A 23660-nucleotide genomic window follows, 5' to 3' on the forward strand; every position below is an offset into this window, starting at 1 on the left:
TTGCACGCTCCAGTTTGTGGCGGTGCAATCATCATAAAAGGTGTTACCCATGTCTCCCGACAAGTGTTACCTATGTGTCCCGGCCATACACCCTCCGGGTACGACCCCGGCCGTTCACGGGTTTTTTCCTAAAACCCTTGCACGAGTAAATCGAGCGCCTTGCGCACCTGCGCATCTTCCATCCCCAGCAAATTATCGCCCACATACCATTCCACATAGCTGTGGCCGGGCAGGGCGGCGTGGCTGGCGCGGCCAAACAGCCAGATGCCGTGTTCGCGCGCCACCTGGTTGCGGATGGCGATGGCTTTCTCGCGCGAGACGGGCAGATGCAGATGCAGCATGTTCGCCTGCGGGCTGGCCGGATTGACGGCGATGGCAGGGTAGTCGCGCAGTACTTCGTACAGCCACTGGGTGCGTTCGAAGTAGCGCGGCATGTCGGCCAGGCGCGCATCGAACTGCATGGCGGCGGCCACCACGTAAGGGGTGCGGTGGATGATGTTGCCGCCCTGGCGGCGGAACCATTCGCGCGCGCGCTCCACAAACTGGCGGCTGCCAGCCAGCACGGCGCCGCCCAGGCCGCCTATGCCCTTGTACAGCGACACATACGTCGAATCGAAGCCGGCGCAGATGGCGGGCAGCGGCTGGCCGAACGCTGCCTGCGTTTCCCACAGGCGGGCGCCATCCATATGCAGATGGATGTTGTTGTCGCGGCAGTAGCGCTTGATGGCTTCCAGCTCGTCCCACGACGGGGTTTGACCACCGATTTCACGCATCGGCAGTTCCAGCTGCACCGCACCCAGCGCATCGGGTACGGCGCGCAGGTCGGCCACCGTCCAGGGCCGGTGCGGATCGCCGATGATCAAGCCCTTGAAATGGTCGAGCAATTCATGGTTGCCCCGCTCGTGGCGCAAGATGTGCGAGGTCGGGTGCAGGGCCACCAGGCGCGAACCGCGGTCCTGGCACGCCAGGCGCAAGGCCGTTACCTGGGTCATGGTGCCCGTGATGCAGAATACGGCTGCCTCGTAACCGAGCAGGCTGGCGATCTTGTGCTCGAACTGTTCGATCAGCGCACCTTCGCCATAGGTATCGTGCGCTACCTGATTGGCGCTGCACCAGGCGGCCATGGCGGCGAAGGTGTCGGCCGGCGTGGGCTGGCGGTGGCCAGGCAGGACGGTGTGGCAAAGCTGGCGCAGTTCGGTCTCGGTCAAGATCTTCTCCGTGGATGACGATTACAGGGTGGCGGTGGCCAGTTTGGCGCCGAAGCCGATGAACATGACGCCCACGCCGCCGCCCATGCCGGCCGACAGGCGGCGACGGCGGCGGAAGGTGTCGGCCAGGCGGGCGCCCGCGAAAATGATGGCGGTCAAATAGCTAAAGCTGCAAATCTGGCAAATCAGGCCCAGGCCGATGAAGGATATGGCCGGCGAGTGGAATTGCGGATCGACGAACTGGATGAAGAAGGAAATGAAGAACAAAATGGCTTTCGGATTCATCAGGCTGATGATCAGGGCCTTGCGGAAGGGGTTGGCCTCCTTGATCTGCACGGGCGCAGTATCGCCAGCGCTGTCGGCGGCCGCGCCGGCGCGCAGCTTGCGCCAGCAGCCGATCAGCATTTGCAGGCCGATCCAGCCCAGATAGGCGGCGCCGACGAATTTGATCACGTGGAACAGGGCCGGACTGGCTTTCAGCAAGGACGCCACGCCGCAGGCGGACAGCACCATCAAAATAATGTCGCCGACAAAAATGCCGCACGCGCCCTGGTAGGCGGTGCGCACCCCGCGCTGGGCGGCTACCGACAGCACGTACATGGAATTGGGGCCGGGCAGGATGACGATAAAGATCGTGCCGAGTAAAAAAGTCCAGAAATCGGTAATGCCAAAGTTGGCGTGCATCAGGGCGTTCATGTATTTCCAGATAATAGATAGGGAGCAGAGGCGGCGGGGAGCGGCGCAAACCGCTATTTTACTTGTTTTAGGCCGTGCTCTGGACTCTGCGCAGCCGGTAAAATAGCTGCTGGCATCGTCCCCCCGTAAGTTTGAACGCGACGGATTGAACCTTTTTATGCCGGCACGGTATAAACGGTTGAAAATGGAGAATTGTCGATGTTCGGATTACTGAGAAAAAATACCGAGTCGCCGCAGGCCAGGTCTGGCCCTGGGCGCGATGAATCGGGCGACTTGCGGCTGATAGGCCAGATCGTCGATGGCGACCGGCGCGCCTTCGAGACCTTGTACCGCGCATATTTTTCGCGTCTGGCACGATTTCTTGACCGCATGACACACAATACGGCGCTGATCGAAGAAATTATCAACGATGCGATGCTGGTCGTGTGGCGCCGCGCCGACACGTTTGACCGCAGTTGCAAGCTGTCGACCTGGGTCTTTGCCATCGCCTACCGCACGGCGCTGAAAGCGATACAGCATCGCGATGAACCGGTCGATGCCGATCCGGATTTGCTGTTTGGCGATGCCATGTACGAGCCGGAAGCCGGCTTCAGCCAGCAGCAATTGCAGCAGCGCGTGGCGCAGGCGCTCGATCTGCTGCCGCTGGAGCAGCGCATGGTGGTCAACCTCACGTATTACCACGGCATGGCCTATGAAGAGATCGCAGGCATCATGGAATGCCCGGTCAATACCGTCAAGACGCGCATGTTCCATGCCCGGCGCCGCTTGAAAACCTTGCTGGCCGATACGGCGGAGTAAATGATGAAGACAGGAAAAATAGTGGAAATCGACGCATCGACCCACCAGAAAGTACAAAAGCTCTTGCCCTGGATGCTGGATGCTACCTTGAGCGGCGCCGAACGGTCCATGGTGTCTGAGCATCTGCTGCAGTGCGCAGAATGCCGCGCCGACCTCGATTGGCAGCGCCAGGTGCAATCGGCCCGGCCAGCCATGCAGGCAGAACCCGATGTGGAGCGCGCCTTTGCCGCGCTCAGCGCACGGCTCGATCCTGTGGTGCGTTCGCCTCGTCCCAGGCAGGGAATCGTCGCCTGGCTGCATCATGTCTGGCACAGCCTGCGCCCATCGCCGTGGCAGCACTGGGCGATGGCGGCGCAATGTGCGCTCATCGTTGGCCTGGGACTGGTTTTGTTCAAGGCCCCCCCGGATGCGCCGGGCCAGTTCCACGCGCTGTCGGCCACGCCGTCGCCGGCGGAAAACGCCGCCGCCGCCGGTAATGTGATGGTGCTGTTCAAGCCAGAAACGCCAGAGCGCGAACTGCGCCGCATCCTGCAGGCGCATGGCGCCCACATCGTCGACGGCCCGACCGTGACCGATGCTTATGTGCTCTACCTGCCGCCGGCAGGGCGCGATGCGGCGCTGGCCGCCTTGCGCCGGGAGCTTGCCGTGGCGCTGGCGGAGCCGCTCGATGGTGGAGCGGGGCGGTGAAGCCGGGCCTAACTGCCTTGCTGCTGGCGGCGCTGCTGGCCTGTACGGCGTCCGCTGCATCGGCGCAGTCGCAGCCTGTCTCTGCGCCCGGCGAACAAGTCGCTGAGGAGCGCCAGGTGCTGGTCATGCTGCATTTGCCGGCGCCGCATTTCCGGCCTGATTCCGGCTATTCCGGCGCCTACACCGACAATACGGGCCATGGCGCGCGGCGCCGTATCGCGGCCGAACTGGCGCAGCGCCATGGCTTGACCTTGCTGTCGGACTGGCCCATGCCGGTGCTGGGCATCGACTGTTATGTGATGCAAGCGCCGCCCGGCGTGGCGCGGCAAAACGTGGTGGCGCAACTGGCGGCCGACCCGCGCGTGGAATGGGCCCAGCCCATGGCCAGTTTCAACGCACTCGATAGCGGCGGTGTGCATGACCCTCTGTATGCAACCCAGCCGGCCGCGAAGTTCTGGCATATCGCCGAACTGCATGCGCACGCCACGGGCAGCCGGGTGCAGGTGGCGGTGATCGATAGCGGCGTCGAAAGCGACCATCCCGACCTGGCGGGGCAGGTGACGCAGCAAGAGAACTTTGTCGATGGTTCGCCGTACGCTGCGGAAAAGCACGGCACGGCGGTGGCAGGGATTATCGCCGCCAAGGCCGGCAACGGCATCGGGATTGAAGGAATAGCGCCCGGTGCGCGGCTGATGGCCTTGCGCGCCTGCTGGGAAGAAGCTGATCATGGCACGCGCTGTAACAGTTTTACCCTGGGCAAAGCCTTGAATTTCGCGCTGCTGCACAAGGCGCAGGTCATCAACATGAGCCTGGGCGGACCATCCGATATTTTAATGAAGCGCCTGGTCGATGTGGCCCTGGCACGTGGCGTGACGGTGGTGGCGGCCGTCGATCCGCAACTGCCGGGCGGCGGCTTCCCGGCCGCGTATCCGGGCGTGATCGCGGCCGCCAATGACCATGCGCAGGCGTCGATTCCCGGGCTGGTGGTCGCACCTGGCCTGGATATTCCCACCACCGTGCCGGGCGGGCGCTGGGCTCTGGTCAACGGCACCTCGTTTGCTGCCGCCCATGTCACGGGCATGGCCGCCTTGCTGGCTGGCCTGCATCCGAACGTGGCCGTGAAACGCAGCGATTTCTGGGGCGGCAGCAATCTGGCCGGTGGTATCGATGCCTGCGCCACGGTCTTGCACGCCATGCCGCACGCGGCTGGAGATTGCGCTTGTGCCTGCGCTCCCGTACTATCGGCCAAGGCGAACAAAACCACTGAATAAATGACCCCTGCCGTAGCACGCCGCAGCCTGGCGCTCCTGATGTTATTCCACCTTGGCGGCGCGCTGGCGCAGTTGAGCACCACCGCATCCATCGTGTCCGATTACCGCGCGCGCGGCGTCTCGCTCAGCGATGGCGAAGCGGCGCCGCAGCTGACCCTCAATTACGATCATCCGCGGGGCTGGTATCTGGGCGGCTTCGCCAGCAGGGTCAATTTGCGCGGCGTCGAAGACAGCACCCAGCTGATTCCGTATGCCGGTTATGCCCACTTGCTCAGCCCTGGCCTGAGCTGGGAAGCGGGCGCCAGCAAGTCCTTTTTCCAGCGCGGCGCAAAGTATGCATATGCCGAAACCTTCATCGGCCTGGCGACAGAAAACCTCAGCGGCCGTTTGTCGTATGCGCCGCATTATTTCGGCAAGAAGGACGGTACACTATATGCTGAACTGAATGGCAATGCGCCCTTGAACGACAGCGTGCGCCTGGTCGCCCATCTCGGCTTGCAGCGTTCTCCTTCGCCACCGGGGATAGCCTTGCCCACGCCAACTTATCGGGCAGATCTGCGCCTGGGCCTGAATGTCGATATCGCATCGTGGAGGCTGCAGCTGGCCTGGCTGGCGGCGCAAAAGAAGCACCCGGCCTATGTCTACCGCGACGGCGGTAATCCGCAGACCTGGGTCAGCAGTGTTGGGTATGAGTTTTAAAAACCGAGTTTTAAAAATAATTTGAAAATTTTGCGTTTGGCTTAAACCTTTTTTCTCCGGCGCGGCATAGACGGTGGCAAGTTCCCCCACCTACCGAGCAAAGAGAGAAAAAAATGAACGCACAACTGAACACAAAACGTATCGCCGGCCTGTTGACGGCGGCTGGCCTGGCCACCACCCTGGTTGCCTGCGGTGGCGGTGGCTACAATTCTTCGAGCCCATCGGCGCCAGTGGTGCCGGCAGCGCCTGCCGTGGGCGCGACCTTCGCCGCCAAGGCGCTGGTATCGGATATCCCCGGCGTGGCGCCGACCACCGATGCGAACCTGATCAATGCCTGGGGCCTGGTTTTCAATCCGACCGGCGCCTCGTGGATTGCCAACGCCGGCACCTCGACCTCGACCCTGTATGACGGCAACGGCGTCAAGCAAAGCCTGGTGGTCAGCGTCAACCCGGGCGCGCTGGGTGCGGCCAAGCCGACCGGCATCGTGTTTAGCGGCAGTGCGACCGACTTCAAGATCAGTTCCGGCGGCGCGACTGGCCCTAGCCGTTTCATTTTCTCTGGCCAGGCTGGCACCATCGCTGCCTGGGCGCCCACCGTCGATGGCACGCATGCCTTGACGATAGTCGACAATGGCGCCAGCGGCGCCGTCTACAAGGGCCTGGCGATCGCCAACGCGAATGGCGCCAACCTGATTTACGCCACCGATTTCAAGAATAACCATATCGACGTGTTCGACGCGAACTTCCAGCCTGTCACCCTGGCGGCTGGCTTCAAGGATCCGGCCGTGCCGGCAGGTTACGCGCCTTACGGCATCCAGACCGTGGGCACCAGCATCTTTGTCAGCTATGCCCAGCAGGATGCGACGGGCAAGATACAGGTGAAGGGGGCTGGCCTGGGCATGGTCAGCCAGTTCGACACCAGCGGCAAATTGATCAAGGACCTGGTACTGCCGGGCGGCGTGCTGAACGCGCCATGGGGCCTGGCGGTGGCGCCAGCCAACTTCGGCACCTTCAGCAATAATCTCCTGGTGGGCAATTTCGGCGATGGCAAGATCAACGCCTTTGACGTGAGCAGCGGCAAACTGCTGGGCACCGTCAGCGACAGCACGGGCGCGCCGCTGGTGATCGATGGCTTGTGGGCGCTGCAGTTCGGTAACGGCGTCTTGAGCCAGCCGACCAACACCCTGTTCTACACAGCTGGCCCGCAAGGCACGACGCACGGCCAGTACGGCCGTGTCGACTTCGTTAAATAAGAGCTTAGTGCGCTGCGAATCCCGCGTGGAATTGCAGCGCCGCCAGGTTGGCGTAGATGCCACCCAAGGCGACCAGTGAAGCATGGGTGCCCGTTTCGACGATCTTGCCGTCTTCCATCACGACGATGCGGTCGGCGCGCTGCACAGTCGCCAGGCGGTGGGCGATGATGACGGTGGTGCGGCCCACCATGGCCGCTTCCAGCGCCGTTTGCACCAGGCGTTCCGATTCCGCGTCCAGCGCGCTGGTGGCTTCATCGAGCAGCAGCAGCGGTGGATTTTTCAGCAGGGCGCGGGCGATGGCGATGCGCTGGCGCTGGCCGCCAGACAGGCGCACGCCGCGCTCACCCAGGAACGATTTATAGCCATTCGGCAGGCGCTCGATGAATTCGTGGGCGGCCGCCATTTTCGCGGCGGCGATCACTTCTGCATCGCTGGCGCCGGCGCGGCCATAGCGGATATTTTCCATCGCGTCGGCCGAGAAAATCACCGTATCTTGCGGCACGATGCCGATGGCGTCGCGCAGGGTGTGCAAATCGAGCTGCTTGATATCGACGCCATCGAGGCGGATAGTGCCGCTTTGCGGGTCATAAAAGCGCAGGAAGAGCTGGAACAAGGTGGTCTTGCCGGCGCCGGAAGGGCCAACCACGGCTACGGTTTCGCCAGGCTGGATATCGAGGCTGACATGGCTCAAGGATGGCGTATCCGGGCGTGATGGATAGTTGAACGAGATATCGTTCAGGCTCAGGGCCGCGCCATTGGCGGCGCGCGGCGGCAGCACCAAAGGCGACGCTGGCGATTGAATTTCGGACTTGACGGCCATCAGTTCGAGCAGGCGTTCGGTGGCGCCGGCGGCGCGCTGCGCTTCGCCCATCACTTCGGACAGGGCGCCGATGGCGCCGGCCAGGATCGAGGCGTACAGGATGAACTGACCCAGTTCGCCGCCCGTCATCGAGCCTTCCAGCACGGCGCGCGCACCCAGCCACAGCACGAACACGATGCTGCCGAACACCAGCAGAATGGCGATCATGGTCAGCACGGCGCGCGCGCGGATGCGGCGCATGGCGGTGGTAAACGCGCTTTCCACCGAGTCGCCAAAGCGCGACGATTCAATTTTCTCGTGCGTAAATGCCTGCACGGTCGGCATGGCGTTGAGGATTTCACCAGCCATGGCCGAGGCGTCGGCGATGCGGTCTTGCGAATCGCGCGACAGCTTGCGCACCTTGCGGCCAAACATCACGATGGGCACGATGACCAGCACCAGCAAACCGATGATGATGCCCGACAGCTTGGGGCTGGTAATGAACAGCATCACCAGGCCGCCCACGAACAGCAGTATATTACGCAGCGCCATCGAGATGCTGGTGCCGACCACCGCTTGTATCAGGGTGGTGTCGGTGGTGATGCGCGACAGGACTTCACCGGTCTGCGTGGTCTCGAAAAATTCGGGGCTTTGCGTGACCACGTGGCGGTACACGGCGCTGCGGATATCGGCCGTGACCCTTTCGCCCAGCCACGACACCATGTAGAAACGCGCCGCCGTGGCCAGCGCCAGGATGGACGCCACGCCGAACAGGGCCAGGAACACCAGGTCCACATGCTGTATGCTTTTCGAACCGGCCGCGCCGCCGAAACCCAGGTCTATCATCTGCTTGAACGCGGCGGGGATGGCGAGAGTGGAGGCAGCCGCCACCACCAGCGCAATACCGGCCAGGAAGAACTGCTTGCGGTAGGGCGTCAGGAAGGGCAGCAAACCCTTGAGGGCGGCCAGACTGCCTTTTTTCAATTCGCGGCTGGCGCCGGCATCGGAAGGTGACGTTGCTGCAGGAGCGTTGTTGCTGTTGCTGGCGCTGTTGGTATCGGTACTGGTTGTCATTGTTTTCCGCTTTGATGATGGTCTTGTTGCGTCGTTCTTGTTCAGTATTACTTATAACTTCATCGGCTGCACATAACCCGTCATTTCCAGGTAGGCGTGGCCTGCCGGCTTGCCGTCGCGCTGCACCGTCACCGCGCCTTCCCAATACACTGCGCCCGTCGAGCGGCGCGAATCGAGTTCCTGGTCGGCCTGCAGCGGCGTGATCTGCCAGCGCGTAGCTCCCGTGCGTATCTCGGTGGCGACCGGATATTCGGCTTGCGTGCGCGGCGAACGCCATAGCTGCGTCGGTGTGAATACGACATCGTCCGGGCCGAACTGCGTGACTTTGCCGGATGGGTCGCGCCATGCTGCGTGCGCCCATAGTTTAGCACCTGTCTTGCTGCGTATCTGGAAGGCCATCAGGGCGCCGCCATCGTCCAGGTTGGCGCCTAGCCAGTTCCAGCCGCTGGCATCGGCATCAAGCACCTGGCTGGACCACTCATGATCGAGCCAGGTGGCCCCCGTGACCGCTTCCGGCTTGCCGCCCGCGCGCGCGATGGTGCCCGTGGTGCGTAGTTGCGGCTCGCTATAGTAATAGCTGGCCTGCGCGGGCAAGGCGCCCTTGCGCGAATAACCGCCTTGACCTTGCAGCAGCACGGGCTGGGTAGGCGCCAGCTGCAGCTGCAATTTAAAGTCGCGCGCCGCCAGCGTGACCTGGTAACTGCCATCGGCCTGGCGCAGCATGCGCCAGTCGTCCAGCTTCACGTCCGTATTGCCTACCTTGGCGTAAGCCAGGCCAAAACCTTCGCGTGCGCTTTTTTCATCGTGCAGCAGCTTGCCGACCGATGTATCGGACAGGGCCGCATGGCCGATGATCAGCTGCCTGGGCGCAAAGGCGCTGGGATTGTCGGCATCGGCCGCGGTGGCGCTGCGAAAGAAGGTCACTTGATATCCGAGCTGCTTGCCGGCGGCCGTCGTGACCCAGCCCGTGGCGTACCACCATTCGGTCTTGTAGGCGGGGTGGGCGCCAAAGTCGTGCGGCATCTTTAAAGTTTGGCCTGTCGGTAGCGGCGTGACGGGCGCAAAAACGGGTGGCGCGGCCATCGCGGTAGCGCAGCAGCATAATAAAAGCAGGGTCATGCGGCGCATTACCAATCCTCCCTGACGGCGCGGATAGGACCGCCCGATAAGGCCTGGCGGCCGGAAACCAGCGCCGTGGCGGCGGCAGCGAGCAGCAGTGTGCCGGCCACGGTGGCGATCAAGGGCCATGGCAGATGCAGCTGCATGGTCCAGTGGAACGATTGCGGGTTGACGATGAAGACCAGCACAAAGCTGATCAACAGGCCCAGCACGAAACCGGTGGCGATGCCCAGGCCAGTCAAGGCGCCGCCTTCCAGCGCCAGGATGCCCAATATCTGGCTGCGCGTGACGCCTACGTGGCGCAGCATGCCGAATTCACGGGCCCGTGCCAGCGTTTGGGCCGAGAAGGTGGCGGCCACGCCGAACAGGCCGATCACGATGGCGATGGCTTCCAGCAGATAGGTGACGGCAAAGCTGCGGTCGAAAATCTGCAGGCTCAGGGCGCGGATTTCGGATGGCGCCGACACTTCCAGCGTGGCGCCGAAAGGCAGTTGCTTGAGGCGCTGCTGCAAGTCGGCGTTCGATACGCCCTTGTCCAGCCACAGGGCGGCGTCGCTGACATCGAGGTCGCCCGTCAGCGCGCGGTAGTCAGGCAGCGGCATCTGGATCGAACCGCTGGAACGCGCATAGTCGCGCCAGATGCCGGCGATGAAGAAGTCGTGCAAGCCGCCCGCCAGCGGCAGGGCGATGGTCTCGCCTGGCTTGCGGCGATACAGGTCGGCCGCCGCCTCGGACAGCCACACGGGCCGGCTGCCGGCTGGCACGGCCAGCGAGTCGCCCACCAGCACCATGCTCTTGCCCGGCTCCTGCAGGTTGACCGGGCGCGCCAGCAGCACCACGTTGGGCCGGTCGGGCGCCAGCGAGAGCGAGCGGGTACGCAGGAATTCCGCCTTGGCCACGCCCGGCAGCATGGTGATGGAAGCCTGCTCGCGCGGGTTCAGGCCCGCCGTGCTGCCACTGGCGGACGTGCGCGCATACAGGTCGGCCGGCAGGATTTGTAGCAGCCAGTCATCGACGGAAACGCGGAAACTCGACACCATGATGGCCATCGCCACCATCAGGCTAAAGCTGGACAATACGCCGCCCAGTGCGATGCCTGCCTGGCCCGAGGCATTGGCCAGGCGGGCAAAAGTCAGGCTCAGCACAGGCGAACGGGCGCTCAGCGCCGTGCGCAGCCAGACGCGGTGTACGGTGCTGAACACGATGGCCGCCAGTTGCGGCATCAAGGCGATGGCGCCGATCAGCAGCAGGGCGATGGACAGGTAGCCGAACAAGGGCAATTCCAGCACGGGCGGCAGCCGCGTGAGCACACCGGCCAGCAGCAAACAGGCCAGCGCCGGCCAGGTCTTGGCCAGACGCGTCGTCACCGCTTCTTCACTGCCTGATTTCAAGGCGATTGCCGGGGCGGCGCGCGCCGCTTCCAGCGCGGGCGCGGCGCAACCCAGCAAAGCCACCCCCAGGCCCAGCGCAAAATACACGCAGGCGGCGACAGGCGTAAATTGCACTTGCGGCTGCACGCCGGCAAAGTAGCCGGCGCCCAGGTCGCCGCCAAAGAAGCGCAGGGCCAGCGCGGCCAGCGCATAACCGCCGGCGATGCCGGCTGCCGCACCTACCACACCGAGGCTGGTCCCTTCGAGCAGCACCTGGCGCAGCAACTGGCCCCGTTCCATGCCCAGCACGCGCAGCAGCGCGAACTGGCTGCGGCGGCGGATCACGGACAGCGCCTGCGTGGAAAACACCAGGAAAGCGCCCGTAAACAGGGCGACCAGGGCCAGCACCGTCAGGTTGACCCGGTAGGCGCGGCTCAGGTTATTGTTGCGGCTATTCTGGTTTTCATCGTTGGGCTGGCCCACGCGGAAGCGGCCCGGATACTCGCGTTCCAGGTCGCGCGCCAGCGCTGCTTCAAAGGCGTCGCGGTTCACGCCGTTGCGCAGCTTCAGATCCACGCGCGACAGCTTGCCCAGTTTATTAAAACGCCACTGGGCCGCGCCCAGGTCCATCACGGCGATGCGCTGGCCAGAGCGCGCGCGCTGCAGCGAACCGGCTACGCGCAGGGTGACTTTGCCGGTGCCCGATTGCAGGGCCAGGGTGCCGCCCTGGGCCAGGTTCAGCCATTGCAGGGCGGCCTGTGAAGGGAAGATGGCGTCGTCGGCCAGGGTGTCGAACACCTGGCCATCGGCGGGCGCGCCGATCAGGTCGGGCGAAATGAAACCGGCCCGAAAGACGTCGAGCGCCAGGATATGCAGGGCGCCGGGATTGGCCAGGCCGGCCACGCCCGCCTGCAATTCCAGTATGGGCGAGGCCACAGCCACGCCGTCGCGCTGCGCCAGCCACGGGTAGATGGCTTCGTCAAACAGCGCTTCGCGGCCGGCCACCTGTACGTCGGCCTGGCCGGACAGGCTTTTCACGGCCGTGGAAAATTCATTGAAGGCGGCGGCGTTGATCAAATGGATGGCAAAACCCAGCGCCACGCCGATGGCAATCGCCAGAATGGCGACCAGCGCCCTCACGGGGTGGGCACGCCATTCGCCGAGCAGCAGCCAGCGCGCCAGCAGTCGCCGGGCAGCAGGGACGTTGATACGGGACTGCTTCAATTCGGGCATGCGGCAGCCAGTTTTTCAGCCGCACGGTGCGCCTTCAATTGCGCCGCATCGCGGGTCTTGTCATTGGCGCCGGCCGCATCTTCGGCTGCCCATTGCTGGTCCATACGCAGCTGGGCGCAGTGTTTTTCGCGCGCTTCAAGCTGATGATTGCCTCGCGCGCGAGCCGCATCCTCGCGCTGTTCCTGCTGCTTGCGCACGAATTCCAGCTGGCTGGCTACACGGTCCTGGCGCGTGGCGGCGCCCTTGTCGACGGCGGGCGGCGGTGCGGGCACGGCGAGGATTTGCAGCTGGCCGGCCGCGCACGGCGTTTCGCCATAGCTGGTCTGGCCATCCTTCACGCATTTGTAGACGGTTTGCGCGCCTGCAGAACTGGCGGCCAGCAACGCCAGGGCGAAGAATGGAATGGTTTTGTTCACAGGATTTTCCCCGGATTCATGATGCCTTGCGGGTCCAGCGCCTGTTTGATGGCGCGCATCAGCTGCAATTCCAGCGGCGATTTATAGCGCGCCAGGTCATCCTTCTTCAGCGCGCCGATGCCGTGTTCGGCCGAAATCGAGCCGCCAAAGCCATCGACCTGGTCATGCACGATGCGGTTGATGGCGTCCTGGTTGGCCAGGAAGTCGCGGTCTGTCATGCCGGCTGGCGGCGCCACGTTGTAATGCAGGTTGCCGTCGCCCAGGTGGCCGAAGCACACCAGCTGGCAGCCGGGGAAGGCCGTTTCCAGCGCCACGTCGGTGACGGCGATGAAGTCGGCGATGCAGGAAATCGGCAGCGAGATATCGTGCTTGATGTTCTTGCCCGCCTGCGCCTGCGCCAGCGGTATGTGTTCGCGCAGCTGCCACAGGCCTTCCGATTGGGCTACCGAACTGGCGACGACGGCATCTTCGATCAGTTCATCTTCCAGCGCTGCGCCTATGCTCGCTTCCAGCAATTCCACCGCGTGCGCCTCGGACTGGCTGCTCGATAGCTCCAGCAATACATACTGGCCGTAAGGGCTGGCAAACGGGCGTGGCAGTTGCGGGAACTGTTCGGCCACCAGCTGCAAGCAGTAGCGCGACATCAGCTCAAAGCCGGTCAGGCTGGCGCCGCAATGGTCTTGCATCAGGCTTAACAGGCGCAGCGCATGGGCGGGCGAGGGCATGGCGGCCAGCGCCGTGATGCAGGCCTTCGGTTGCGGATACAGTTTCATGACGGCGCCCGTGATCACGCCCAAAGTACCCTCGGCGCCGATGTACAGGTCGCGCAAATCGTAGCCGGTATTGTCCTTGCGCAGGCCGCGCAAGCCGCTCCAGATATCACCCTGCGGTGTGACGACTTCCAGGCCCAGGCACAGCTCGCGCGTATTGCCGTAACGCAGCACGGCCGTGCCGCCTGCGTTGGTCGCCAGGTTGCCGCCGATGGTGCAACTGCCTTCGGCCGCCAGTGACAGGGGGAACAGGCAGTTGGCGGCGCTGGCCGCTTCCTGGATGGTTTGCAGTATGCAGCCCGCATCCACGGTGATGGTGCGGTTGACGGGGTCGAGCGCACGGATGCGGTTCAGGCGCGCCAGCGACAGCACCACGGCCGTGCCGGCGGCGTCCGGTATGCTGCCCAGTACCAGGCCCGTATTGCCGCCTTGCGGCACCACAGGGATGGACCACTGCGTGCAGGTCCGCAGCACGGCGGCCACCTGTTCGGTGGAGCCGGGGCGCAGCACGGCCAGTGCCTTGCCGGTAAAACGGTCGCGCCAGTCGGTCAGAAAGGGCGCCATGTCGGCGTCTGTGCTCAGGACCCAGGTGTCGCCCAGCAGCGCGCGGCAGGTATCCAAAAAAGGGGTTTGATCGCTCATTTCGTGGGATTCACTTTCGCTAGCAGTTCCTTGGCCATGCGCTTGGCGGCCTTTTTATACGGGCGCAGATACAGCACGGCGCAGAAAAAATACACGCAGACGATGGCGGCCTCGCCCCAGGCCATGAGCGCCGAGTGGGCTTGCGTATCGCTATAGCCGCGCACCACGCCTTCCGTGAAATACAGCAGGATCACCATCGATGACCATTGCAGGGTATAGACGTCGCGTTTGATCACGCCATACAGGGGGATCAATAGCGGCAGGGCTTTCAATGCCACCCAGGAACCGCCCGGATGCAAGGGCGCCACCAGCATTTCCCACAGCACGCACCAGATAATCAGCGCGGCCAGGCTGGCAATCGCGCCCCAATGCAGATACTTGTGCAGGGCGCCGTGCATCAGGCGCCTGCCAGCTTGACGGCGTTTTCGGCCAGGCGGCGTCCCAGGGCCAGGGCCAGGCGTTTTTCATCGTCGCTGATGGCCTTGTCGCCATCGATTCCGGACCAGTGGGTGGCGCCGTAAGGCGAGCCGCCGCTGGACGTGGTCATCAGTTCAGGGTTGGTGTAGGGCAGGCCCAGTACCAGCATGCCGTGATGGAAGAGGGGGATCATCATCGACAGCAGGGTCGATTCCTGGCCACCGTGCAGGCTGCCGGTAGAGGTGAACACGCAGGCGGGCTTGCCGGCCAGGCTGCCGGCCAGCCAGTCGCTGGCCGTGCCATCCCAGAAGTACTTCATGGAGGCAGCCATATTGCCGAAGCGCGTGGGCGAACCCAGGGCCAGGCCCGCGCATTCCTGCAAGTCGTCCAGTTCCACATAGGGCGCGCCATCGGGCGGGACTTGCGGGGCAGTCGCTTCGGCCACGCTGGACACGGCCGGCACGGTGCGCAGGCGGGCATCGCAACCGGGCACGCTTTCCACGCCCTGCGCAATCAGTTCGGCCAGCTGGCGCGTGGCGCCATGGCGTGAATAAAACAATACGAGAATAATCAGATTGGTTGGCTTCATCGTTGGTATTATAGGGCGCTTTACAGCCTGATACGACTGCTGTCATGGCGCTATTCTGATTTGAGTTACATGTTTTCCAAATATATACAGCCCTTCTTCGTTTACCTGTTTCGTACCGCCAGCGTCGGCGTTGACGTCGTGCGCGGCATGAGCTGGTCTGAAACGCGCGAACTGGTGCAGTTTGCGCGCCGCCGCGTGCGCGAGGAAAGCCTGCCGCAAGTGGCGGGCAGCCTCACGTTTGCCACCGTGTTTGCGCTGGTGCCGCTGCTGACACTGGCGCTGGCGATTTTCACCACCTTCCCCCTGTTTAATACCTTCCGCCACGCGCTGGAAGATTATTTCGTGCAAAGCGTGATACCGAAGGGAATTTCAAACACCATCCTCGGTTACCTGACCACCTTTGCCTCGAAAGCTACGCGCTTGTCGGCGATTGGCGCGGGCGCGCTGATTTTTACGTCGGTGACGATGATGGGCCTGATCGAGCGCGTCTTCAACCGCATCTGGCGCGTGAAACAGGAGCGCCGCTGGAGCAAGCGTTTGCTGGTGTACTGGGCGATTGTGACGGTGGGCCCGCTGCTGGTGGGCGTGTCGCTGACGGTTACGTCGCGTGTCTTCATTGCCACCAGCGGCCTGGTAGGCGCCGTGCCTTTCCTGGGCGCCGTGTTTTATACCTTGGTGTCGATCGGCCTGACCATGCTGGCGTTTACCTTGCTGTATCTCGCCGTGCCGAACCGCGACGTCGACTGGCGCGATGCGGCCTGGGGCGGCTTGCTGGCGGCGCTGGCGTTTGAAGTGGCCAAGCGCGGCTTCGGCGAATTCATCCAGGAGTTCCCAAGCTATTCGCGCATCTACGGCGCGCTGGCCGCCTTGCCCCTGTTTTTGGTGTGGATTTACCTGAGCTGGATGATCACCTTGGTGGGCGCCTTGCTGGTGGCCGCCTTGCCGGTCGTGAAATACGAGCGCTGGTGGTATGAAGCGGCGCCCGGCAGCGAGTTTGTCGACGCCGTCGCCGTACTGAAAGTGCTGCACGTGGCTTGCCATTGCGCCGATACCGCCCTGGTGGGCGCGGCCGAGATCCGCCGCAGCACGCGTCTGGGTTTCGAGGAAATGGAAAACCTGCTCGACAAGATGGTGGCGCAGGGCTGGGTGGGCCGGGTCAATGTGGAAGGTCCGGTGCGGGTACAGTGGGGCAAGCGCGTGGCCAGCAATGCCGACCACTGGGTCTTGCTGGGCAACGTCAACCGCATTACTTTGGCCGACGTGTATCGATTGTTTGTGTTTGGCGGCATGCGCGTCAACTCCGGCTATCCGGCCGGTTCCACCAATGAACGCGACCTGAAGGCCGCCGAAGATGCGGCAGCCCTGGCGGCGCAGGTGGAAGGCGCGGTGGAAGAAGGCCTGGGCATGAGCCTGGCGCAGCATTTTGGGGAAGTGCGCTGCAGCTAAGCAATCGCCCAATAAAATATTATGATTTCAAATTTTTCCTAAGAGGCGCATTGCAAGGTTGGCGGCCAGTGAGGCTTGTGCGCCGCCTGCAGTGCTTGCGTTCGCCGTGAATGCACCATCATTTCCTCAAGACTGGCAGGGGGGGTAGTCGTTTGCGCTACGACAAAGCACGCATGGCCGCCGCTGTCATCATGATGTGAGGTTCTTTGTCACATAGATCAGTAGGTGGGATGATGAATACATTTTTTGTGCAAAGTTGCATCCTTGTCCTGCTGCCACTGATTCCGGCCATCATTCTATTCAAGATTTTCCCTAGTACGGGGGAAGGCGCTGGCGAGTTCTGGAAATGGAAGTGGAAATTCGGCGGAGCGTTTGCTGGGTATGTGCTGTTGTTCTTCATGCTGTGGGGTGCAATGCAGGAACAATTGAAGACACGCGATGTTGAAGTCTGGACGGTAAGAGGAAATGTCGAAGCGAGTCGGGTGCCGAATATCGCCAATTTAATTGGGATCAAGAGCATGCCGCAAACCTTGAACATCGAGACGGATGGTAGTTATGAGTTCAAGGTGATTGTGGGGCGGTACGGAGACCGGCTTGAATTCCCTCGCATTATGATTGACTTGTCGCGTGTCTGCGCCATATCCCGGGTGATCCGGCTTGATGATAGCCCAGGCACATTTGCCACGCTACAGGCTGCCTCCGAGGTGAAGGTTCGGCGGGAAGACGCGACCCGCTCTATTGAGGTCGGGCCCATTCCACTCGAGCCTATTGGTCTCGGTTCATGTGTGAAATAAAGGGGAGAATGCACATGCTATCGAATTCAGTAAGGTTTCTTTTCTCCATTCCTTGCCTGATCGTTACCGCGGCCATGGCTGTTATTGGTATATCGCAGGTATATGCGCAGGTGACCGAGATTCCGAAAATTAGTTTTCCATCGGTGAAACAAATGACGTCGAAGAGTGTGGTCCCCACTTATCTGGATACTTATAAATTAAAAAAATACCAGCTCACGTGTAATTTGCCGGATGGTTCGCCAGCCAGTGTTGTCCTGGTTGATGATAGTGAAGACTTCTCCTTTCTCGCCATTCGGACCGCTCACGGCCCCACCATCATGGCGAACGAACGTTACATCCCTCAACGCGATACGGCATATGCGGTATTTTCTTTTTATCGTGAATGTGGCATTCATGCCTTGGAGAATGTACGTGCGACGAATCCGGGAAATGCCAATATGTATGACATACGTACCCTGAAGAATGCGGAGTGTCTGGCGGTCATGCCCGCGCAGGTCACCCTGCGTGGTACAAGCCTGCCATTTAATTTGATCGTCAGTCGGCTGGCAGCGGAATATGGCGACAAGAATGTCTCTTCTGGCGAACAACTCAAGCGTTGTGCCAACCGGGAATATGTGAGCGAGCTTAGCAAAAATTTGCTGCGTGCAACCAATCCAAAGCCTTAGTTCAGCTCGCCTGAAATCCGCTCTCGACGTCAGCAAAAAATAGGACTGTTAAAACACCATCGGGTTTAAGGCTGCCTGCACCGCCATGGCATTAAATGCTGCCTTATCCTGTTCCCGCACCAGACCCAGGTAATACGTATCTTCGCCGCCCTGCATATTCACCAGCCGCAGGCCATGGGGCGCCAGATGGCGGGCGAGGGCAGCCAGGCCTTCTGCCATCTCGTCGCCGTCTTCGCGTTCCGTCCAATGGAAATCGCGCAGAGCCGGCAAATCGATATGCTGGCCGATGCGGGCCACTTCATCGACCGCTTTCCAGTCCAGGGTGGTGCCGTGGCCCAGTGCGTGTGCAGCCGTGGACCAGAGCAGGAAGAAGCAGGCCGCTGCCGGCGTCGCGCCTTCGTATTCTTCCTGCGGGTCGTCTGCTGCCAGTTCTGCCAGCGTGATATCGACGCAGCGCTGCGCCAGTTCCTGCTCGCCTTGCAGCAGCAGGGCCGCCATGGTGCGTAATTGTTCGTGGTCGGCCTGCTGCAGGATTTGCGCTGGCGTGTAGCAGTTTTTCGGCGCGGCTTTTTTCCGGTTCAAGCCCGTGGCTGCGCTGAGCTGGGCCGTGATGTCTGCCTTGAAGGCTTCCGCGCTACCGTGCGGCTGCAGCAAGGCGCCTGTGAAATCCATGCTCCAGGCGCAACCATCCTTGATAACATATAAAAAATCGTCTTGCACCACCACCACCCGGCGCAGGTGGTGCGCGGGCAGGTAGCGGGGCGTGAACACCTGCTTGCCATCGAGTGTCAGCATGCAGGCGTGGCCCTGTGCATCGGTGGCGTAGATCCGGTTTTTGCGCACCCTGGGTGGCGATGACGTGGTGGCGCAATCGATTTCGCTGTACTGGCAGGGCGCTATCAGCGCGCCTGTGAGACTTGCCAGGCCAAACAGGAAGCGGCCATCGATGCGCTGGCTGACGATGGCGAGCTTTTTCTTCGTACCGAAATTTTGCACGGAGCTGAACTGCGGCGGCAGCAGCACGGCGCCACGGGCATCCATCACGCCGCAGACATTGTGTTCATCTGCATCGTCGGTTTGCCGTTCGAAGTCGAGAAGGCCATCGTCGCGCTGGCAGAGATTATCCACGCCATCGAGCAGCAACGCGCCATCGGGCAGGCGCAGCACGGCGCTGGCGCCATCGGGTAGCACCCGCTGCAGCAAATGCGGGCTGATCACATACAAGGCGCCGGGCGCGGGCGGCAGCACGATGACGCCATTCAAATCCAGCACGCCGTGCGCTGCACCGATGGCAAAGGTGACCCAGCCATCGCCGGCGTGATGGGTCGCGAGTTCTGTGGCGCCCAGCGACAGGGGCACTATCCAGCGGCCGTAGGGCGTGACCAGGCCATGGCGCCCATCGCGGCCCTTGACTGCGTAGCACAGCGCATCTTCCACCCATTCCAGCACCGCCAACCCCAGCAGGAAAGGCAGTTCGTCCGTGTCGCCTTCCTCGATTTCCATCAGTTGCGCGCTGGCGCTGGCTGACCAGTAGCCAAGTTCTGGCATCTGCAGCAGGGGCGCCAGCGCCTGGCGGTCGCCACGCAGCAGGGCAGCGTGCAGCTGCTGCGCCTCGATACGCAGCGCTTGCAGCGCGCTGGCATAGTCAGCGGTGCCGATATCGTGCTTGATCAGTTGCACGCCATCGAGCACCAGCCAGGACTGGCCCTCAGCCAGCAAAGCGTCGATGGCGGGTGATTGGGGAAGCTCCATCAAGGGGCATAGCGCTTGCCAGCTCGCTTGCGCCTGGGCCATGGGCGCGGCCAGTACGCAAGCTGTGTCTACGCCATCACCGTAGATGGGCCAGGCCACAGCCTGCGTGCCGGCGCCCACCAGCAGCTTGAACAGCATAGGCGTGTTGTGCCGCCACTCGGCCAGGCCTGTGATGGCTTCCACGTCGAAGTCGGGATGGTTGGGCAGGGTGGCGGTGCTGAACAGGGCTGCAGTTGGTATCATCGGTACAAATGAAGGTCAGGGTTTGGCAAAGGAAAACAGGGCGTCGAGCACGGCGTCGGGCTGCTCGGCCATCAATTCATGGCCGCTGTCGACCATCACCAGCTTGCCGTGCGCGATGGTCGATGTCAGCAGCTTGGTCGATTTCGGCGGCGTCATCATGTCGCGCGCGCCGATAATGAACAGGGTGGGGCAGCGGACAGTGGCGGCGGCGACTTCGCCATTCGCGTAGGCGTTGCAGGCATAAAAATCCGTGTAAAAGATGTGTTGCGGATTGATGGCAGAGATACGTTGCTTGAGGCGCCGCGCGCCGCCCATGGCGTAAAAGCCGGGGCCGGGAAATGAGGGCTTTTGCGCGATCGACGAGTGCGACCAGAGATTGACCATATCGATGGCGGCCGGTTCATCGTTGCGCGCCGTTTCCAGCAAGGCCGGCGATACTTTCATCGGGTAGCTTGAGCCCAGCAGCGCCAGATGGCTGACGCGCTGCGGCGCCTGGAAAGCCGCTTCCAGCGCGATCAAGGAACCCATGCTGTGGCCGATCAGCATGGCTTGCGCCACGCCGGCCGCATCCAGCACGGCCAACAGCCATGACGCCAGCGCTTCCACGCTGGTTTTCGCGGCTCCCTGGCTGCGGCCGTGGCCGGGCAGGTCGACGGCCAGCACATTCCAGCCGTGATGGGCGAAATAGCGCGTTTGCAGGGCCCAGGCGGAATGGTCGTTTTGCGCGCCGTGAATAAACACGGCTGTTGGTTGCTCGGGATGGATGGCTTTGCCGCCCGTGTAGCAATAGGCGCTGGTGTTTTCAACGGTGAACAGCATCTCAAGCGCCTTTCTGCGATTGTTTCAAGCCATGGGCCAGGTCGTCGATCAAGTCATCCGCGTCTTCCAGTCCCACCGACAATCGCATGGTGCCTTGCGTGATGCCGGCCAATGCCAGTTGTTCGTTGGGCACCCTGAAATGGGTGGTGGAGGCGGGGTGGATGACCAGCGACTTGGCGTCGCCCACATTGGCCAGGTGCGAGAAAATCTTCAGGCTGTCGACAAAGCGCTGGCCCGCCGCGCGGTCGCCGCGCAGGTTGAAGGTGAAGACGGCGCCCGCGCCTTTGGGCAGCAAGGTTTGCGCCAGGACGTAATCGGGATGCGACTCCAGCTCGGGATATGAGACCGATTCTACGGCCGGATGCGATAGCAGCCATTGCACGATCTTGCGCGTGTTGGCCACGTGGCGGTCCATGCGCAAGCCCAGGGTTTCTATTCCCTGCAAGACGGCGAAGGCATTGTGCGGGCTCATGACGGCGCCGAAATCGCGCAAGCCTTCACGCCGCGCGCGCAGGGCGAATGGCGCCACCGTTGATTCCTCGGCAAACACCATGCCGTGAAAGCCTTCGTATGGTTCGCACAGTTCGGCAAAGCGCCCCGTCTTGTCGTAGGCCGCTTGCCAGTCAAAGGTGCCGCCATCGACCAGCAAGCCGCCGATGGCCGTGCCGTGGCCGCACAAGAATTTCGTCGCCGAGTGGAAGACCAGGTCGGCGCCATGTTCGAAGGGGCGCAGCAGATAGGGCGTGGTGAAGGTGGAATCGACCATCAGCGGCAAAAAGTGCTCGTGGGCGATGGCGGCGATGTTCGGGATATTCAGCACATCGAGGCCGGGATTGCCCAGTGTTTCGGCGAACAACACTTTGGTAGTGGGACGGATGGCGCTGCGCCAGGCGTCTGCATCGCGCGGATCGACAAAAGTCGTCTCGATGCCGAAGCGTTTCAATGTATAGGCCAGCAGGTTGTGCGAACCGCCGTACAGGGCGCGCGAGGCGACGATATGGGAACCGGCGCCGGCGATGGTGGAGAGTCCCAGGTGTATGGCGGCTTGCCCGCTGGCCGTGGCGATGCCGGCCACGCCGCCTTCCAGCGCAGCGATGCGTTCCTCCAGCACGGCGTTGGTGGGATTCGAGATGCGCGAGTACACATGGCCGGCCCGCTCCATATTGAATAGCGAGGCCGCATGGTCCGAGCTTTTGAAGGCAAACGAGGACGTGAAGTGGATCGGCGTGGCGCGTGCACCCGTGGCAGGGTCGGGCGCGGCGCCCGCATGCAGCGACAGGGTGTCAAAACCGGGGTATTTCGGACCGCTCATGGTGTCTCCGCCAATGATTATAGTGGCCAGATCGTACCCGGATTTGCGGCGCAATAACAGGGCAGGCGTGCGGGCCGCATGGGCGCGATTTTTTCAAAGGCAGAAAAATGTTTACGGCCCGGCGCGGTGGCGGTGATACGATGCCATGTCAGCGATATTCAGCTGAGTCATCGTCCGCGCGCGTGCGCCGCGAGGTGGCCAGCGGCATTCCATGAATTCCTGGGCTGTAGACGCACTCATGCACTTCCACCAGGAAAGATCTTATGCCCGCAATATCGCTAGCCGGCCCACTTGCCGTGCCTGCACTGTCGCCCGCCGATGGCCTGCGCCATGCCGGCTGGTGCATGCAAGACCATTTCCTCCCTCCTGATTTGACTGCGCAACTGGCTGCCGAATGCCAGCAAGCCATGCGCAGCGGCCAGATGAAGGGCGCTGGCGTGGGCAGCGGCCATGCGCCGCTGCTGCAACCGGCCATCCGTGGCGACCATATCCAATGGCTGGAAGCGGGCAGGTCCGGGGCCACAGACCGCTATCTGGCCAGCATGGAAGCGCTGCGCCAGCAACTGAACCGCGAACTGTTCCTGGGGCTGGACGAATACGAAAGCCATTTTGCGCTGTACGCGCCGGGCGCCTTTTATCGGGCTCATCTGGACCGTTTCCGTGATGACGACAAGCGTACCGTATCCGTCGTGATTTACCTCAATACCAATTGGCTGCCCGGGCATGGCGGCGCACTGCGTCTGCATCCGGAAGGCGAGTCTTCCATCGATATCCTGCCCGAAGCGGGCAGGATGGCGCTGTTTTTGTCGGGCGAAATGCTGCATGAAGTGTTGCCCACGGCGCGAGAACGCTTGTCGATTGCCGGTTGGTTCCGCCGCCGCGCCTAGGCAATGAATCCCTTGATTTGATTGCGCGCAAGGCTGGATTTTTTGATGGGCATAGGCTACAGTCGGTGTAAGGGCTTAAAATAACTAAAATACCACTCACGCGGACAGGAAGGCCATCATGAAAGTATCTGAAATTCTCCAAGTCAAGGGCAACATTCTCTACACGGTCACGCCCGATCATCCCTTGCTTGACGCGGCCAATACCATGGCTGAAAAAGACATCGGTTCGCTGGTGGTCATGGAATTTGGCGACCTGGTCGGCATGCTGACCTTCCGCGAAGTACTGGTGGCGCTGCATGAAAACGCGGGCCAGATCGGCGGCGGCACCGTGCGCAAGCACATGGATGACCACCCGATCACCGTCACGCCAGACACGGAAGTAAACGAAGTACGCCGCATCATGCTGGAAAAACATGCGCGCTACCTGCCCGTCATGAACGCCAAGACCCTGCTGGGCGTGATCTCGTTCTACGACGTGGCGCGCGCCGTGCTGGAAGCGCAAAGCTTTGAAAACCAGATGCTCAAGGCGTATATCCGCGACTGGCCGGCTGAAACGGCGGACTGATCCTTACTAGCACCTGATACGAAAAAAGCCAGCATTGATGCTAATGCCGTTCACTTAAGCAGGTTTTCGTAGAACGCGAGTGGCATAGCGCTGAGGTTTTGCCTTGACGGCCCGGTCGAATTTTCGATCGGGCCGT

At 62.3% G+C, this 23660-nt stretch carries 22 protein-coding genes; 10 read left to right on the forward strand and 12 right to left on the reverse strand.

What is annotated here, in order from left to right; genetic code table 11:
* Positions 1 to 128 precede the first annotated feature (128 nt).
* Positions 129 to 1208 carry a threonine aldolase family protein gene (locus HDE72_RS27220; RefSeq protein ID WP_183748666.1) on the reverse strand — a complete coding sequence of 360 codons (1080 nt, stop codon included), beginning with the start codon at positions 1206 to 1208 and terminating at the stop codon, positions 129 to 131.
* A gap of 21 nt (positions 1209 to 1229) precedes the next feature.
* Positions 1230 to 1904 carry a leucine efflux protein LeuE gene (gene leuE, locus HDE72_RS27225; RefSeq protein ID WP_183748668.1) on the reverse strand — a complete coding sequence of 225 codons (675 nt, stop codon included), beginning with the start codon at positions 1902 to 1904 and terminating at the stop codon, positions 1230 to 1232.
* A 198-nt stretch (positions 1905 to 2102) separates the two neighbouring features.
* On the opposite strand from leuE, the gene HDE72_RS27230 reads away from it, so the two are divergent.
* From HDE72_RS27230 to HDE72_RS27250, 5 genes are all read left to right on the forward strand, one after another.
* On the forward strand, positions 2103 to 2702 hold the full coding sequence (locus HDE72_RS27230) for an RNA polymerase sigma factor (RefSeq protein WP_183748670.1): 600 nt from the start codon (positions 2103 to 2105) through the stop codon (positions 2700 to 2702).
* Positions 2703 to 2723: 21 nt separating this feature from the next.
* Positions 2724 to 3389: a zf-HC2 domain-containing protein gene (locus tag HDE72_RS27235; RefSeq protein ID WP_311735296.1), complete on the forward strand. Its 666-nt coding sequence runs from the start codon at positions 2724 to 2726 to the stop codon at positions 3387 to 3389.
* Positions 3386 to 4660, forward strand: a complete 1275-nt coding sequence (locus tag HDE72_RS27240) for a S8 family peptidase (RefSeq protein WP_311735295.1) — start codon at positions 3386 to 3388, stop codon at positions 4658 to 4660. Before HDE72_RS27235 ends, HDE72_RS27240 begins: the two co-directional genes overlap by 4 nt.
* Positions 4661 to 4699: 39 nt before the next feature.
* Entirely contained in the window at positions 4700 to 5359 is a 660-nt protein-coding gene (locus tag HDE72_RS27245; RefSeq protein ID WP_183748672.1) for a TorF family putative porin, read from the forward strand.
* 113 nt (positions 5360 to 5472) lie between these two features.
* Positions 5473 to 6612 carry a TIGR03118 family protein gene (locus HDE72_RS27250; protein ID WP_183748674.1) on the forward strand — a complete coding sequence of 380 codons (1140 nt, stop codon included), beginning with the start codon at positions 5473 to 5475 and terminating at the stop codon, positions 6610 to 6612.
* Positions 6613 to 6616: 4 nt separating this feature from the next.
* On the opposite strand, the gene HDE72_RS27255 is transcribed toward HDE72_RS27250, so the two are convergent.
* The 7 genes from HDE72_RS27255 to wrbA are packed head-to-tail and all read right to left on the reverse strand — an operon-like array spanning position 6617 to position 15041.
* Positions 6617 to 8485 carry an ABC transporter transmembrane domain-containing protein gene (locus HDE72_RS27255; RefSeq protein ID WP_183748676.1) on the reverse strand — a complete coding sequence of 623 codons (1869 nt, stop codon included), beginning with the start codon at positions 8483 to 8485 and terminating at the stop codon, positions 6617 to 6619.
* Positions 8486 to 8536: 51 nt separating this feature from the next.
* On the reverse strand, positions 8537 to 9613 hold the full coding sequence (locus HDE72_RS27260; RefSeq protein ID WP_183748678.1) for a lipocalin-like domain-containing protein: 1077 nt from the start codon (positions 9611 to 9613) through the stop codon (positions 8537 to 8539).
* Complete coding sequence (locus HDE72_RS27265) at positions 9613 to 12207, reverse strand: ABC transporter permease (RefSeq protein WP_183748680.1); 2595 nt, start codon at positions 12205 to 12207, stop codon at positions 9613 to 9615. Before HDE72_RS27265 ends, HDE72_RS27260 begins: the two co-directional genes overlap by 1 nt.
* Positions 12195 to 12623: a DUF4124 domain-containing protein gene (locus HDE72_RS27270; protein ID WP_183748683.1), complete on the reverse strand. Its 429-nt coding sequence runs from the start codon at positions 12621 to 12623 to the stop codon at positions 12195 to 12197. Before HDE72_RS27270 ends, HDE72_RS27265 begins: the two co-directional genes overlap by 13 nt.
* Positions 12620 to 14035, reverse strand: a complete 1416-nt coding sequence (locus HDE72_RS27275) for an FAD-binding oxidoreductase (protein WP_183748685.1) — start codon at positions 14033 to 14035, stop codon at positions 12620 to 12622. The genes HDE72_RS27270 and HDE72_RS27275 overlap by 4 nt, the downstream gene beginning before the upstream one ends.
* Positions 14032 to 14433, reverse strand: coding sequence for a DUF2069 domain-containing protein (locus tag HDE72_RS27280; RefSeq protein ID WP_183748687.1), 402 nt, complete (start codon positions 14431 to 14433; stop codon positions 14032 to 14034). Before HDE72_RS27280 ends, HDE72_RS27275 begins: the two co-directional genes overlap by 4 nt.
* Positions 14433 to 15041 carry an NAD(P)H:quinone oxidoreductase gene (wrbA, locus tag HDE72_RS27285; protein WP_183748689.1) on the reverse strand — a complete coding sequence of 203 codons (609 nt, stop codon included), beginning with the start codon at positions 15039 to 15041 and terminating at the stop codon, positions 14433 to 14435. The genes HDE72_RS27280 and wrbA overlap by 1 nt, the downstream gene beginning before the upstream one ends.
* A gap of 69 nt (positions 15042 to 15110) precedes the next feature.
* Between wrbA and HDE72_RS27290 the strand changes: the two genes are divergently transcribed.
* The 3 genes from HDE72_RS27290 (at position 15111) to HDE72_RS27300 (ending at position 17946) form a co-directional block, all read left to right on the forward strand.
* Complete coding sequence (locus HDE72_RS27290; protein WP_183748691.1) at positions 15111 to 16487, forward strand: YihY family inner membrane protein; 1377 nt, start codon at positions 15111 to 15113, stop codon at positions 16485 to 16487.
* Between the two features lie 230 nt (positions 16488 to 16717).
* Positions 16718 to 17281: a hypothetical protein gene (locus tag HDE72_RS27295; RefSeq protein ID WP_183748693.1), complete on the forward strand. Its 564-nt coding sequence runs from the start codon at positions 16718 to 16720 to the stop codon at positions 17279 to 17281.
* 14 nt (positions 17282 to 17295) lie between these two features.
* Positions 17296 to 17946 carry a hypothetical protein gene (locus HDE72_RS27300; protein ID WP_183748696.1) on the forward strand — a complete coding sequence of 217 codons (651 nt, stop codon included), beginning with the start codon at positions 17296 to 17298 and terminating at the stop codon, positions 17944 to 17946.
* Between the two features lie 48 nt (positions 17947 to 17994).
* On the opposite strand, the gene HDE72_RS27305 is transcribed toward HDE72_RS27300, so the two are convergent.
* Genes HDE72_RS27305 through HDE72_RS27315 form a run of 3 tightly spaced genes read right to left on the reverse strand, consistent with a single transcriptional unit; the run spans position 17995 to position 22072 of the window.
* The gene (locus HDE72_RS27305) at positions 17995 to 19941 is read right to left on the reverse strand and encodes a DUF6630 family protein (protein WP_183748698.1); all 1947 of its coding nucleotides are present in this window, start codon (positions 19939 to 19941) and stop codon (positions 17995 to 17997) included.
* Between the two features lie 15 nt (positions 19942 to 19956).
* Positions 19957 to 20760 carry an alpha/beta fold hydrolase gene (locus tag HDE72_RS27310; protein WP_183748700.1) on the reverse strand — a complete coding sequence of 268 codons (804 nt, stop codon included), beginning with the start codon at positions 20758 to 20760 and terminating at the stop codon, positions 19957 to 19959.
* 1 nt (position 20761) lies between these two features.
* Entirely contained in the window at positions 20762 to 22072 is a 1311-nt protein-coding gene (locus tag HDE72_RS27315; protein WP_183748702.1) for an O-acetylhomoserine aminocarboxypropyltransferase, read from the reverse strand.
* 263 nt (positions 22073 to 22335) lie between these two features.
* Here HDE72_RS27315 and HDE72_RS27320 point away from each other — a divergent pair, with 263 nt between their 5' ends.
* Both HDE72_RS27320 and HDE72_RS27325 read left to right on the forward strand, forming a co-directional pair.
* Positions 22336 to 22959, forward strand: coding sequence for a 2OG-Fe(II) oxygenase (locus tag HDE72_RS27320; protein ID WP_183748704.1), 624 nt, complete (start codon positions 22336 to 22338; stop codon positions 22957 to 22959).
* Between the two features lie 118 nt (positions 22960 to 23077).
* Entirely contained in the window at positions 23078 to 23524 is a 447-nt protein-coding gene (locus HDE72_RS27325) for a CBS domain-containing protein (protein ID WP_183748706.1), read from the forward strand.
* Positions 23525 to 23660 lie beyond the last annotated feature (136 nt).

The organism is Janthinobacterium saanense (genome assembly GCF_014200675.1).
Classification (GTDB): Bacteria; Pseudomonadota; Gammaproteobacteria; order Burkholderiales; family Burkholderiaceae_D; genus Janthinobacterium.

Coding starts and splice junctions, on each gene's coding strand:
- HDE72_RS27310 (WP_183748700.1), bottom strand. CDS start 20,760: ATGCTGTTCACCGTTGAAAACACCAGCGCCTATTGCTACACGGGCGGC.
- HDE72_RS27230 (WP_183748670.1), top strand. CDS start 2,103: ATGTTCGGATTACTGAGAAAAAATACCGAGTCGCCGCAGGCCAGGTCT.
- HDE72_RS27300 (WP_183748696.1), top strand. CDS start 17,296: ATGCTATCGAATTCAGTAAGGTTTCTTTTCTCCATTCCTTGCCTGATC.
- HDE72_RS27260 (WP_183748678.1), bottom strand. CDS start 9,613: ATGCGCCGCATGACCCTGCTTTTATTATGCTGCTGCGCTACCGCGATG.
- HDE72_RS27245 (WP_183748672.1), top strand. CDS start 4,700: ATGTTATTCCACCTTGGCGGCGCGCTGGCGCAGTTGAGCACCACCGCA.
- HDE72_RS27315 (WP_183748702.1), bottom strand. CDS start 22,072: ATGAGCGGTCCGAAATACCCCGGTTTTGACACCCTGTCGCTGCATGCG.
- HDE72_RS27295 (WP_183748693.1), top strand. CDS start 16,718: ATGATGAATACATTTTTTGTGCAAAGTTGCATCCTTGTCCTGCTGCCA.
- leuE (WP_183748668.1), bottom strand. CDS start 1,904: ATGAACGCCCTGATGCACGCCAACTTTGGCATTACCGATTTCTGGACT.
- wrbA (WP_183748689.1), bottom strand. CDS start 15,041: ATGAAGCCAACCAATCTGATTATTCTCGTATTGTTTTATTCACGCCAT.
- HDE72_RS27320 (WP_183748704.1), top strand. CDS start 22,336: ATGCCCGCAATATCGCTAGCCGGCCCACTTGCCGTGCCTGCACTGTCG.
- HDE72_RS27325 (WP_183748706.1), top strand. CDS start 23,078: ATGAAAGTATCTGAAATTCTCCAAGTCAAGGGCAACATTCTCTACACG.
- HDE72_RS27250 (WP_183748674.1), top strand. CDS start 5,473: ATGAACGCACAACTGAACACAAAACGTATCGCCGGCCTGTTGACGGCG.
- HDE72_RS27265 (WP_183748680.1), bottom strand. CDS start 12,207: ATGCCCGAATTGAAGCAGTCCCGTATCAACGTCCCTGCTGCCCGGCGA.
- HDE72_RS27290 (WP_183748691.1), top strand. CDS start 15,111: ATGTTTTCCAAATATATACAGCCCTTCTTCGTTTACCTGTTTCGTACC.
- HDE72_RS27280 (WP_183748687.1), bottom strand. CDS start 14,433: ATGCACGGCGCCCTGCACAAGTATCTGCATTGGGGCGCGATTGCCAGC.
- HDE72_RS27255 (WP_183748676.1), bottom strand. CDS start 8,485: ATGACAACCAGTACCGATACCAACAGCGCCAGCAACAGCAACAACGCT.
- HDE72_RS27305 (WP_183748698.1), bottom strand. CDS start 19,941: ATGATACCAACTGCAGCCCTGTTCAGCACCGCCACCCTGCCCAACCAT.
- HDE72_RS27275 (WP_183748685.1), bottom strand. CDS start 14,035: ATGAGCGATCAAACCCCTTTTTTGGATACCTGCCGCGCGCTGCTGGGC.